The organism is Anoxybacillus suryakundensis, assembly GCF_001418025.1.
In the GTDB taxonomy this organism is placed as follows: Bacteria; Bacillota; Bacilli; order Bacillales; family Anoxybacillaceae; genus Anoxybacillus; species Anoxybacillus tengchongensis.
Map to the genome: position 1 here is coordinate 1 of NZ_LIOK01000015.1, position 13613 is coordinate 13613.

The 13613-nt window shown below is 41.7% G+C and carries 6 protein-coding genes; 3 read left to right on the plus strand and 3 right to left on the minus strand.

The genetic code is table 11. The features are described from left to right. Positions 1–192: 192 nt before the first annotated feature. Complete coding sequence (locus ASC42_RS14280) at positions 193–3639, minus strand: S-layer homology domain-containing protein (protein WP_055441683.1); 3447 nt, start codon at positions 3637–3639, stop codon at positions 193–195. Positions 3640–4016: 377 nt separating this feature from the next. Between ASC42_RS14280 and ASC42_RS10315 the strand changes: the two genes are divergently transcribed. Further along, entirely contained in the window at positions 4017–4982 is a 966-nt protein-coding gene (locus ASC42_RS10315) for a C40 family peptidase (protein WP_055441684.1), read from the plus strand. A 23-nt stretch (positions 4983–5005) separates the two neighbouring features. Here ASC42_RS10315 and ASC42_RS10320 read toward each other — a convergent pair whose 3' ends face one another. Together ASC42_RS10320 and ASC42_RS10325 are read right to left on the minus strand one after the other, a co-directional pair. Beyond that, positions 5006–6598 carry an S-layer homology domain-containing protein gene (locus ASC42_RS10320; protein WP_425339075.1) on the minus strand — a complete coding sequence of 531 codons (1593 nt, stop codon included), beginning with the start codon at positions 6596–6598 and terminating at the stop codon, positions 5006–5008. Between the two features lie 111 nt (positions 6599–6709). Then, positions 6710–10150: a S8 family peptidase gene (locus ASC42_RS10325; protein ID WP_055441685.1), complete on the minus strand. Its 3441-nt coding sequence runs from the start codon at positions 10148–10150 to the stop codon at positions 6710–6712. Positions 10151–10387: 237 nt separating this feature from the next. Here ASC42_RS10325 and secA2 point away from each other — a divergent pair, with 237 nt between their 5' ends. Together secA2 and ASC42_RS10335 are read left to right on the plus strand one after the other, a co-directional pair. Next, entirely contained in the window at positions 10388–12724 is a 2337-nt protein-coding gene (secA2, locus tag ASC42_RS10330) for an accessory Sec system translocase SecA2 (RefSeq protein ID WP_055441686.1), read from the plus strand. Positions 12725–12741: 17 nt separating this feature from the next. Then, entirely contained in the window at positions 12742–13611 is an 870-nt protein-coding gene (locus ASC42_RS10335) for an accessory Sec system S-layer assembly protein (protein WP_055441687.1), read from the plus strand. Positions 13612–13613 lie beyond the last annotated feature (2 nt).

Sequence of the window (13613 nt, forward strand, 5' to 3'; positions counted from 1 at the left end):
CGGAAGTTTGCCGCCCGCTTCCTTCAGATTCCGCGTCACCACGGACACCCTTGCGTTAAGCTAACTGCTACTTCTGCCTTCGCAGTTCGGGACTTTCACCCTAAAGATTGCACCCATGCCGAGCGCACAAAAGAACCAGAGAGCCATTCGACTCTCTGGTTCTATTAATCTCAGAAGAAGTGACAGGCACAATTATTTCAACTTAATTGTGATTGTCACAGCAGTTGTGTTACCTGCTTTGTCGTAAAGTGTACCATCAAGCTTGATTGAGTCACCTAGACCACGCAATGTCTCTAACGCTACATCTCCACCCGATGCACCAATAAGCGAAGGTGAGATTACTGCAACCCCATCTGTAAAATTCACTTCTTTTGTACCTTGCACTCCTGGGATAGAGAATGCTAGTTTTGTAGCATCCTTAGCTTTAATCTCTACACCAGTAAACGATACAGAATCAGCTAGACTTGATACATCAACAGAAACTTCTTTTCCATCTTTAATTTGAGCTTCTACAGTGCCTAACTGGCTACCGTCTTTATAAGTAGCTTTGGCACTTTCGAGTGTAGCGTTCACTACACTAAATACAAACTCATAACCACCTTGCAACACAGAACCTTGTGCAGATTGTAAGTTTCTGTTCACAGTAATTGTGTTAGATTTCTCTAATAACGTACTATCTGGAAGTGTGATAACTACCATTTCGTATCCATTTTCAACATTGTTATCGATATCTTGCACTTCAATCTTCGTTCCTACTGGTAGGTTCTTACCGTTCAACGCATATTGAGCTGGATTTGTCGCATCATATACTCCACCACGGTATTGAACACCAGAAGTAAACGTAATTTTCACAACATCTTTTGAAGAGTCTGCTAGATCACCTTTAACTTCTTTCACTTTAAAGACTTGACTTACAGAAGTTCTAGGAACTTTAAATTCTTTTGTCAGAGAAGATGCAGTATTTCCTACGTCATCAGAGATTGATTTGACAACAACTGTCCAATTTTCATCGTATCCTTTATTAACTAAGTCTTGCAGAGAAGCATTCACGTTGAACGACATATCACTAGAATCTGCATAATTCACAACTTCTCCACTAATAGTAACCAACTTTCCTTTTTCGTCTTTACCGATGAAATCTACTAACGTTTTAGGTAAAGCGCCTTGTCCTTGTGCAATTGTATCAGAATCATCTAATACAACACCATTCTTTCCAACTAATTTTACTGGCTCACTCATTTTTACAGTGAAAGTCGTTTTGTTTGTTTCACTTTGAATGATATCCAAAATTTTCGGGCTTTCTGTATCTGGCTGGTTAAGTGGTGAGCCTGCATAATTTAGATCAAGGACAATCTCGGCGTTTTTCTCACCATTTGCTTTATTTGTGACTGCACCTTCTGCAATAACAATACGGAACTTATCATTGTAATAGTTAAGTTTCGTGTTCGCAGTATCGTAAATTTCTGTCCAGTCTTTTTTCAATTCTACAACGTAAGAAGAAGGTTTGTTAGAGTCACGTTTCACAGATAAAACACTTGAAACGTCTGAAGGATCGTCTGACCAACCCGCAAAACGTCCGTTTTTGACTGTTGAAGTGACTTTCTCATATTTCTTCGTATCTTCGTTATAGAATTCCAACTGGAATTTATTTAACAAATCCTCTTCTTTTAAAACTTTGTCAAATGTAATACGGAATTGCTCAGGTGATTCTACTTTTACTTCTGCTGTTGGTTTTGTTGTATCTTCAATCACATTAAATGTTAAGTTTTGCGTCGTACCAATGTTTTTAGGATCCGTTAACGCGGCAAAATCTTTCACTGAAGACACCTGTAAAGAATGTTGCCCCGGTGTAAAGTATCCTACTTTCGCCTTATCATTTTCTTTGAAATTATCATCCAACTCAATTGTAACAATATGACGCTCATCCTTACGTGTTATCGGATCAAAGTCGCCATAGTTAACTTTAAAGCCTTTTCCTTCTACAAACCGACCATCAATTACAAAGTGAGCAGAATCAACTGCTTCAGAAAATACAACCTTAATCGTGTTCAACCCTTCTACTTGAACAGATGTCACTTCAGCAGGACGCGCGTCTGTCAATACAAAAGTTGTTGAAGATGTTGATGGTTTTCCAATAGCATTTGGAACATTTGCGATGACAGTAACTTCTTTATTATCTGTTAAGTATTCACCTCTTTTAAGAATAAGTTCTACAGCTTTCGGATTGTCTTTCACTAATTTAAATCCGAGAGGTATCACCTCTTTGCTTCCTTGCTTCACAACAAACTGGCTTTCTTTTAATTGTTGTTCAGTTGGTGTTTTATCAAAGAACAATGTAACACGATCGGCTTGGTTTGACTCACCACCAACTAGAGTAATTGTTTCAACTACACCACTCGCAGCTGGTTTAAATGCAATAACTCCACTTCCAGATACTTTACCAATTAAGTCTTTGTAGTCTCCTGAAGCTTCGATGATTTGAGCATCAATTTTCGCGATAACTTCTTTTGCGCTAAATTCAGATGTTAAAATGACAGTTGCTTTGCCATTTTGAATCGTTACACGTTTTTGTGATAACGTTCCGTATGTTATATTTAAATCTAATACGATATTATCTGCTTTCGCATCGACTTCATTTGTTCCTTTGCTTACAAGTTCAAACGTAACAACTGTATTGTCTGCACCGTTTGCTACTAAAGAAGCATCTTTTGTAGTCACGCGAACTCCCCAAAGCTCTGAAATAGCTGGAGTTTTGAAAGATTTTGTTCCAAAGCCCACTGTTTTACCATTTACTAAAACATCTTTTACTACAACCGTATAGTCTTTTCCATATTCAAGATTTGAAACTTCTAAAGTTGCCTGTTTTTTATCTGCACTTAATGTAGCAGAGACAACAGTTGCACCTTCAATAGCAAAATTTTCGGCCTTCACTGCATCAACAGCTGTATTAAACGTTACTACTAATTTTGTTTTTGATAAAACTTCTACTTTTTCAACAGCTGGAGTAACTTCTCCTTTCACCGCCATCGCACGTACGACGAATGAAGCGAATTGACCGCGCGTAACGTTTTGTTTTGGTGCAAATTCTGTGTTTTTCGTTACACCGTTTGCTTCTAATGTTTGGATGTATTCACGCGCCCACGAACCAGCTTTGTCAAGATCCGTAATTTTTGTCGTGTGGTTTGCTGGTTTTGTTAATTTGAACGCTTCAACAACGACTTTCGCCATTTGTTCGCGAGTGATGTTTGCGTTCGGGTTGAAGTTACCTTTTTCGTCTCCACCCATGACGCCAGCAGCTTTCACGATCGCAACCGCTTCTGCTAATTCAGCTTTGCTCGCTGGAACGTCTGGGAAGCCTGCACCTTGCTCAGGAGCTTTGACACCTGCATCTTTTAAAATACGTGAGAAGATGATTGCAGCTTCACCGCGTGTTAACGGTTTGTTTGGTTTGAATGTACCGTCTGCATATCCTTTAATGTAACCTTTTGCTACTAATGTAGCGATGTCATCTGCATGCACGCTTCCTGCCACGTCTGTGAAAGAAGCTGCGCTTGCTACTGGTGCGATCGCTGAAGCAACAACAGCTGCAGAGACCGTACCAGCTAAAAATTTGCGATAAGACTTTGGTTGGTAAGCCATCGACATATTTCCTCCTTTTGTTTCTGCTTCTATTTAGTTCAGCTAAATTTAAGAGATTATGTATGCTCTCTCTATGAAACTCTTAAACTTAGCGAGTGAACGACTACAAACTACATTATAATTTTTTCCATGATTAAAGTCAACCATTTTTTGAATGACTTTTCTTTGTTGGAATAACAATACTCTTTCATGTGTAGCCTTCCACCTATTCACCATTTTACCGAATGTTCGACTTTTTTCAATACCTTATCTTATAAGTTTTAACAAAAAATTTTGTTACATAACTGTAAAGTTATGATTATCCTATTTATGATACACTTGGAATAGTGTGAAAAATGTCGAGATTGTAAGAACAATGGCGGAGTGAGGTGTGACGTGTGAGGCGGTTTGTTGCAATATTGCTTTTGGTTTTTCTATTCCCTTCTTTCGCTTATGCAAACGAAAGTTACGATCGGCTCATTCCACTGGCGAAAAAATATGTCGGTGTGCCGTATCAGTTCGGCGGAAGTTCGGAAAAGGGGTTTGATTGTTCTGGGTTTACGCGCCATGTGATGAGCGGACTTGGTGTGACGTTAGCGCGTACGACAGCGGAACAATATAAACAAGGAAGCGCAGTAAAGAAAGAAGATTTACGAATCGGTGATCTCGTCTTTTTTGAGACGTATAAAAAAGGACCGTCGCATGCAGGTGTTTATATTGGAGATAATCAATTTATTCATGCGAGCTCATCCAAAGGCATTACGGTCACCTCATTAGACGACTCTTACTATAAAAAGCGATACATAGGAGCAAGACGCGTGCTTGCATACGTGCAAGCTGCTGGGCAGTTTCAAGATGTCGGAGGCGATTTTTGGGCAAGTAAAGAAATTGAGGCGTTAGGTAAAAAAGAAATGGTGCTTGGATATGCGAAAAGCTACTTTAAGCCTGATGAAGTGATGACGCGCGCAGAAGCGGCCGGGTTGATCGCAGCATATTTTAACTTCAACATGAACAATCGAAAAGAAACGTTTTCTGACGTACCGAGCGATCATTGGGCTGTCGGTGCGGTGAACGCCCTTGCGAAAGAAAATATTGTCGATAAAAACAATAAGCAGTTTCAACCCGATGAACCGTTAACGCGCGAACAGCTAGCGATGTGGTTTGCGGAAGCTTGGAAGTTAAAGCGTGGAGCGGATGTGCCATTTACCGATGTAAAAGAAACAGATGCAGCATATGATGCGATTGAAAAACTTGTCGCATCAGGCATTGCAAGCGGCTATGAAGACGGAACGTTTCGACCGAAAGAGACAGTGACACGTGCACAATTTGCGGTATTTTTCTATCGTGCAATCAACGCAAAATAGCGAGAAAGGACAAGCCTTTCTCGCTATTTTTTATCGATCGTTCGCTTTAAAAAGAGCACAAACTGCCCGCGTGTCACAACGTCATTTGGACGATACGGATTGTTGATCGTCACTCGATTATAAAACAACGTCTGAATCGGCTCATACGCCCAGTGAGAAGGAGAAACATCAAAAAACGATTGATTTACCGTCGGGCGTTCATATATATCCGCATATACACGCGTTAAAATCGTTGCCATTTGGGCGCGGGTAATGTAATCGTTCGGATACAGCTTTCCGTTATATCCTGTAAGCAATCCGTATGCTTCGGCAATTGCCATTTCTTTATACCAAGGATCGGTCGTTTTGATATCTGTTGCTTTGACGACATATCCTTCAGGCAGCGTCAGCCTTAACTCACGAATAAGCATAAGCGCAGCATGGCGGCGAAGCAACCGTTCATTTGGACGAAACGTTCCGTCTGGAAATCCCGAAATGACACTCCGTTCATATAATAATCTTGCTGCTCCTTGCAACTCCTCCCCGACGACATCTGGGAAAAGTGGAGGAGGAGAAACAAGCGAGTCAATCGTTCCATATTGGACACGTAGCGTCGCTGAACCACGATTAAATCCTTTTGTCGTCGGCTGAACGACACGAAATAGTGCAGTATCAACAATGGTTGAACGGAACAACCATGATACTTCATGATTTAACGTTGTCCCGTCGTATGTCGTTTCTTTTACTCCTTTTGGCACACTTCCGATATAAACGGAGGCGTAGCGCCCATTCCCCTCTTGCGCGTTCACGTATGCGGCTGTATCAGCATATGTGTAAAGCTTGAGCGCATATACGTTATTTTTCACCGTATAGTTTGTTAGAAATAGTGAAAGCGGTGGCATCGGTTCATACGGGGCACCAAGCTCGTTTTTCCAATACGTTTGTAAAGCTGGAAGTTCAAATGGTGTCGGAAGATGAACGTTCATTTGCATATGTCCTTTTAATGCATTTGGTGATCCGAATAATTGTACGTAGTCTTCTGCTAGTATTTCAGGCATATACCATTCGTACGCTCCTCTTCCGTCCACATGAACAGACGGATAGCGAAAAAGCTCGCGCGCCGCCGCATATCGCGACTGGAGCCATTCGTTCGGAAGGCGCTGTTCTTTATTTAACAAGTAATAAAATGTAAAATGGTGTCCGTACTCGTGCGCAAGCGTCGTCGCCATTTGTTCCACCGTCGTCCATTCGTTGCCACCGTATAAATGAATGTACCGATTTGGAAGTAACGCGGGCTTTGGACTTATTTGATATTGAGTAAAATATTTCCCGAGGATGTTTGCACCGGCAGGATAATCAGGAAAAATTTTAATGCTTCCTAACAAAGCAAGCTCAGCGCCATGTTTGTTTTTTAATAGTTCTTGTTCCAGCTGAATAAGCTTCGTCTTCGTCCAATAAGGGCTATAGCTTTCAAACGTGACGCCGCTTTCCCCTTTATAGCTAGCGATGAGCGAATAGTAGTTTTCATAGCTTTGCGCCTGCGCTTTTTTCGTTAAATCAACGACATGGGCGTGGACAGGCGCGTGAAAAAAGAATAAAAAAACGAATGAAAGCCAAATGAATCGCATGCGCTGCACGTCAATCACCTCGTTATCTATTAATCTACATTTATGTTAACACGTCACACGTGGCGGTGGAAAAGAAAAATAAGGAAGGCTGCCTGTATGCATAGGCAGCCTTATTTTCATCTATTTTTTCATAATCGAGAGCGTGTATGGGTTGGCATTTGACCGAGCAAGCGATTCTTCAACGACGACATAGTACGTTCCTTTTTTCAAAGAAAGCATGCCGATTTCTGCATCGCCATCGCCGTAATGGTCATACGTTTGAACGAGGCGACCTTTCGCGTCGTAAATGGACATCACACCGTCCATCGTACCCGGTACGTCAAGCTTGCATGTAAATGTCCCATCTTGTTCAACGACGAATTTGTAATAATCTTTATCGCCGTAATCAATGATGTTCATGTAGCCACGTGCTTCATACACATTTCCTCTTTTATTGAAAGAAAGCGGTTTTGATGGCACATTGTTTTTCACGACGGAAGACGCATCTTCGTCTTTTTTATTGAGCGATTGAATACTAAAGTTGTACGACTGAAGCGATAGCCCATCCCACATAAACGAGTTGACGACAAAGAAGTAACCAACATTTTTCTTCGCTTGGAACGAGCCGTTTACATCGTATAACGGACTCCATCCACTCGGATAAAATGTGACAGCTTTTCCGTATTCGTCTTCATCAATCGTCATATTTCCGTTCGTATCTTCAACAATAGATATAATTGGAATTAATGTACCACGCAATTGTTTTGGCAACGATGCGTTCGTTTTGCTTGGCTTCGCAAAAAACGTCAACAGCTCCTTCGCTTGACGATGTTTATAGTAGTAGTAATCAACATCGTTCGGAAGCACGAAATTCCCTGTTTTCGATTCATTGACATTTACAACTGTCGCTTGAATTGGCTCGTTATTTTTTTCGTTCACATCTTTCGGGGCATCGACGAGCTTTTTCGATGTCATGACATACGGATCAGCTACCGGTTGATAATTGTCGTTTTGCACCGACATGTAATACGTTTTTCCTTCTTCCAAAATGAGCGTCCAGTTCGTTTGTTTCTTTCCTGTCATCCAATCAAACGACCAGAACGAGTTAACAGGAATGAGATCATCTTTTTTCTCATCGTATTCGAACAACATTGCTGACGGCATCATATCGTCAGGTGTCGCAAACGAAAACTGATATATCGCTGTGTTCGGAACAGTGAAGCGATAAAAGTCTTGGTCACCACTAAACTGGATAAATGCTTCCGTCCGATCACCGATGTTGTAAGGGCGAGCATTTTCTTTAATTTGCTGGATTTGTTCTTTTTCAAAATAGCTCCAGCTTCCGTCATCGCCAATGATGATGATATCGTTTGGCTTGCGCATTTGTTCTTTTATTTTTTCCATTTGTTCAACAGCACCATCGCCCGTTGGCATCGGCTCGCGCGCTGGGAAGTTGTCTTCGTCTTGTGGCAATGTAATGGCTTTTGCGCTCAGCTGATATGGAATGGCTGATGCGTTTCCTTCTTTCACTTGATTGCCTGACATAAAAGAGTCTAATATCATCGGATAAAATCCACTCAGTGGTTCACTTGACGCTTCGAGCACATACTCTACGCCCGGTTGCGCTTCAAACGTCACCGTCTCTCCTTTACCGACACCGTTATTGTTCCCAAACACGATTGGGAATGGAATTTCTTTATGCTTCGCATTCGGATCAACTGGACGATATAGTTCTTCAGCTAAATAAACGTTTAATGACGAATCAATGCCCGGAACAGGCGACAATTCAAACTTTACCGTTGTCGGCTCTGCGACAGTAAAGCGGAAATAGTCGCGGTCGCCTTCTTTCGCATCTTTTTCTGGCACAAACGTTAAGTTTTCTAAGGCAAACGGCAATTGTTCAATGACAGCTGGATTTTCTTTTGTAATGCCATCATCGGCAAGCTCGGTAAACGATTGAACAGCTAACGTATACGTTGATTTTCCTTGTAAGCTATAGTTGCCATTTGCATCTGTAACGCCGATCGCAAGCACGCCAGATTGTTTCGCTGTAAATAGTTTCGCTTCCATCTCGCCTGCTCGACCGTCATTCACTTGAATAGGCTTTTCAGACGCTGTTTTTCCTTCTGGATAAAAGCGAAACACAAGTTTGTAATCGTAAGCTTCAGACCCTTCGAGTAGCGCTTGAACGCTTTCACCTTGTTGAACGTTTACTTTTACCCAATGCACTTCTTCCGGTTTTGTCAGCGATCCTTTTTTCACGTACGGTTCTTTCGCATCAATCACAGGCGCTTTCGCTAAAATTGTTTCATCGTTCCATTTTTCTTTTTGCGGCACGTTTTTGATATTATATTGCAGCGCAGCAACTGGATTGACTAAACCGTTGCCGTACGTTAAATCGTATCCTTTTTCACCTAAATCTGTTGCGGTGCGCTCTAAAATCCATTCAACTTGATACGGCTTTAAATTCGGGTACTTCGATAAAAGAAGCGAAGCGACGCCTGCGACAACTGGCGATGCCATCGACGTTCCACTTAACTCAGCAAATGAAGATCCTTTTGTATAGTCATAAATGAGGCTGTATACATCAACCCCCGGTGCAACGAGGTCAACAGATGGACCGTAGTTTGAAAACTCAGCGAGCTTATTTTTGCTGTCGGTCGCCCCCACGCTAATGACTCCTTCATAGGAAGCTGGAATCGAGTACATGTCCGTCGCTTCATTTCCTGCTGCAGCAACGACCGTAATCCCTGCATCGATTGCTTTTTGAACAGCTTCTTCTAAAATTGGCGAGCTAAAGTAGCCACCGAGGCTCATATTAATGACTTTTGCGCCTTTTTCAATCGCATATAAAATCCCTTGGGCGATCGTATAGTCGCTTGCACCCCAACCGCCACCGAATACGTCAATGGGTAAAATTTTAACATTCGGGTTGACACCATGTGCACCAATGCCGTTGTTTGCATTTGCTCCGATAATGCCAGCAACATGCGTCCCGTGCACGTCTTTGATCGGCGCCCCTGCCGGATTGATCGCATTGTAAGCAGGGAGAACACGCCCTTTAAGCTCTGGATGCTTCGTATCCATCCCTGTGTCGATGACAGCAACCGTGACGCTAGACTTCCCGGCAAGTTTTAACGCTTTATCCATATTTAAAAGCGATAATAAATACATATGGTCTGATTTTGGATCAGCAGAACCGAGCCGTTTATATGTAAAACTTGGTGTCACGCTTTTTACGGCTTTTAATTTTGCATAGTTTCTCATTACGTCTTGTAAACTTTTCCCCTTTTGCACCGTCACAACATCGTATTTTAATTGCGGAAACGACTGCTTCAATGTCGCTCCTAAACTGCGATGCACAGCAGCTGGAATGGCCTCGTTGTACTTTACGATCAATGTATCCGTACTCACTTGGTTTTGTGCATCTTCAAACTTTTTGTAAGCGAGTGGCGCCGATGTTTTCGTCATTTGTTTCTTCCACTGCGCAATCGGCGGTTCCGTCGATGCTTGCGCAACTGCCGGCACGATAAGCGATGAGGCTAAACTAATCGATAATGCGGTTTTCTTCCATTTTTTCATAAAGAGCCTCCTTCAAAAGAATGTAGCATATGTATTCGCCATAAAAGGCAAATACACCTACTATAACGAAAAAAGACAAAAAAGTTTCATATTTTGATAATTTTTTCTAATAAACTTACAATATCACCCAACAAACAAAAAGTAAAGAAATATTTTCCGAGGTCGTGAAACATTTTGGGAACAATGGTATACTGTACGTTGAAACGATTTGATTTACAGCGAAGGAGAAGGTTCCCCATGTTGTCTTACATAAAAAAACTCGTAAACAGTGATGAACGCAAACTGAAAAACTACAATAAAATCGTCGCGCGTATCAATGAACTTGAACCGACATTTGAAGCGTTGACAGATGACGAATTACGCGCCAAAACAAACGAATTTAAACAGCGACTAGCGCAAGGTGAATCGGTATTCGATATACAAGTCGAAGCGTTTGCGACTGTCAGAGAAGCATCGAAACGCGTGCTTGGCATGCGCCATTTTGACGTTCAGCTCATCGGCGGTCTTGTGCTTGCGGAAGGGAATATTGCAGAAATGGCGACAGGAGAAGGAAAGACGCTCGTCGCTTCCGCCCCAAGCTATTTGCGCGCGCTCGAAGGAAAAGGGGTGCACGTCATTACGGTCAACGACTATTTAGCGAAGCGCGACCGTGACTTAATCGGAAAAATTCACGAGTTTTTAGGGCTGACCGTTGGCTTAAATTTGCCACAAATGACACTAGAGGAGAAAAAAGCAGCATACAATGCCGATATTACGTACGGTGTCGGTAACGAATTTGGTTTCGACTATTTGCGCGATCATATGGTGTACAGCAGCGCTGATCGTGTCCAACGTCCATTTCATTACGCGATTATCGATGAAGTCGATAGCGTATTAATTGACGAAGCAAAAACCCCGCTTATTATCGCTGGTAAGACAGGTGTCAGTTCGGAGTTAAGCTATTTATGCGCCCGTATCGTAAAACATTTCGTTCGAGATGAAGATTACGAATACGATGAAGAAACAAAAACTGTCAACTTAACCGAACAAGGTATTGAAAAAATTGAAAAAGGGTTCGGCATCGACAACTTATATGACTTAGAACACCAAGTGTTGTATCATTACGTCATTCAAGCGTTGCGCGCATACGTCATGTTTACACGTGATGTCGATTATATCGTGAAAGATGGAAAAGTGTTGCTCATTGATATGTTCACTGGTCGTCCGATGGAAGGACGCAGTTTAAGCAATGGTCTTCATCAAGCCATTGAGGCGAAAGAAGGATTAGAGTTAACAGAAGAAAATAAAATTCAAGCATCGGTTACGATCCAGAATTATTTCCGCCTTTATCCGATTTTATCCGGAATGACAGGGACGGCGAAAACAGAAGAAAAAGAGTTTCAAACCTTATACGGCATGGATGTCGTACAAATTCCAACAAACCGCCCTGTCATCCGTCAAGACTTGCCAGACCGCGTCTTTGCGACAATCGATGCGAAATATAAAGCAGTCGCAAAAGAAGCAAAGCGCGTGCATGAGACAGGACAACCGATGCTCATTGGAACAACATCTATTTTACAGTCAGAAAAAGTGGCGACATATTTAGCAGAAGAAGGATTGTCGTTTCAATTGTTAAACGCCAAAAGTGTCGAGCAAGAAGTGGAGTTGATTTCACGCGCTGGTCAAAAAGGACAAATTACAATTGCGACAAATATGGCGGGACGCGGAACAGACATTGTGCTTGGAGAAGGCGTAGCAAAACTTGGCGGTTTATATGTTCTCGGTACAGAACGCCATGAAAGCCGCCGAATCGACAACCAATTAAAAGGACGAGCTGGCCGTCAAGGAGATCCGGGACGCTCGCAATTTTTCATTTCGCTTGAAGACGACATGTTCCGTCGTTTTGCTAAAGATGAGTTAGAAAAAATGAAAAAATCACTACAAGTAAATGAAGAAGGCGAAGTATTAAACAAAGAGGTACATGAATTCGTCAACCGTGTGCAGCGCATTTGTGAAGGAAGCAATTTCTCTGTACGAGAATACAACTTAAAGCTCGATGACGTATTAAACGAGCAACGGCGCACCGTTTATACGCTCCGTAATCGCATTCTTGAAGCTAACGATGTGATTCCAATTGTCGCTCATATGGTGCCATCATTTCTTGAAAGAGAAATTCATTATACATGTCCAGAAGAAGTCATTCCAGAAGAATGGGATATGGCTCGGCTAGTACAGACCGTTCAAACAGTGACAAACGAACACATCGATGTAACTGGTATTGTCGATCAAAAAGAAGTGGAAGCGATCGTCCAACAAGCGATTTCGGCATGGAAAGAGCGCGTTCATGCGTTGGAATACACTGAAGAACATCAATGGGCATTGAAACGTGCTTTACTTTCGCTTATCGATTTTCACTGGACAAAACATTTAGAAGCAATGGAGTTATTGAAAGAAGGAATTGGGTTGCGCTATTACGGACAAGAGGATCCGATGCGCCAATATGCAAAAGAAGGGTTGGAGCTCTTTACACTCATGTATCATCGTTTAGAAAAAGATGCTTCCCAACAACTTGCCCAGCTACTTAATTCGAATTGAAGAAAGGAGATGGAACGATGATTCCATTTTTCAAAAAGAAAAAACAAGGGGAAGATAGTACCGTCCAAGCAGGACAATTATTTGACGGAGCAGCTGAACAACAAGATGAAGACGTGCATACCACGTTATCGATTCATCCACTGATGTCGCTAACGGCAGAACAAAAATATTATTTTCAATACGTAAATAACGAACTGCCGCCATTGAAAAAAAATCAAGTATCACTATCAGGAATTGAATGGAAAAAAGAAGATGATCGTTATATTGTTACAGCACTTATCCGTAATGCTTTAGACAAAGCTATTCGATTCGATCAAACTAGACTTTTATTTATTGGAACCAACGATGAAATTATTAGCAGAAAAACATTTCAACTGAGCGAAATGGGGGAAATTCCACCTCGAAGTAGTCGACCTTGGTTTTTTGTTTTTAATAAACACGAACTACTTTTAGATAAAATACCTAGATTCGGATGGAAACTCTCTTTTGAACTAAGGAAAAAGCATTCTTTAGAACTAGATGATAGTTGGGAAAACTCATTGTCTGAGGAAGATAAAAAGGAATTAGAACGTCTTGTCCGCTCTCTTCCTCGTCTGGGTGAAAATGAGGTGAATATTGTAGGATTACAAGCGACAACTGATGAAGAAGGTAACCTAGTTGTAGGTCTACTTATTCGGAATGGAAACCAAAAGGATATTCAATTCAAAAAGTTACCTCTTGTCGTGGAAGATGCATCAGGAGAAGTTATTGCTCGCGGCTTATTTACATTGGATTTACAAATAAAAGCGAATACAAGTAAACCGTGGACGTTTATCTTTCCAAAATCACTTATCCTGAAAGAAAAAATTGATCTAAGGCAATGGCAAGTTTACTCCCCACACCCATAAAG

What these genes read in the sequence shown, in the direction of transcription:
- ASC42_RS14280 (WP_055441683.1), bottom strand. Translation starts at nt 3,639, where the DNA reads ATGGCTTACCAACCAAAGTCTTATCGCAAATTTTTAGCTGGTACGGTC.
- ASC42_RS10325 (WP_055441685.1), bottom strand. Translation starts at nt 10,150, where the DNA reads ATGAAAAAATGGAAGAAAACCGCATTATCGATTAGTTTAGCCTCATCG.
- secA2 (WP_055441686.1), top strand. Translation starts at nt 10,388, where the DNA reads ATGTTGTCTTACATAAAAAAACTCGTAAACAGTGATGAACGCAAACTG.
- ASC42_RS10335 (WP_055441687.1), top strand. Translation starts at nt 12,742, where the DNA reads ATGATTCCATTTTTCAAAAAGAAAAAACAAGGGGAAGATAGTACCGTC.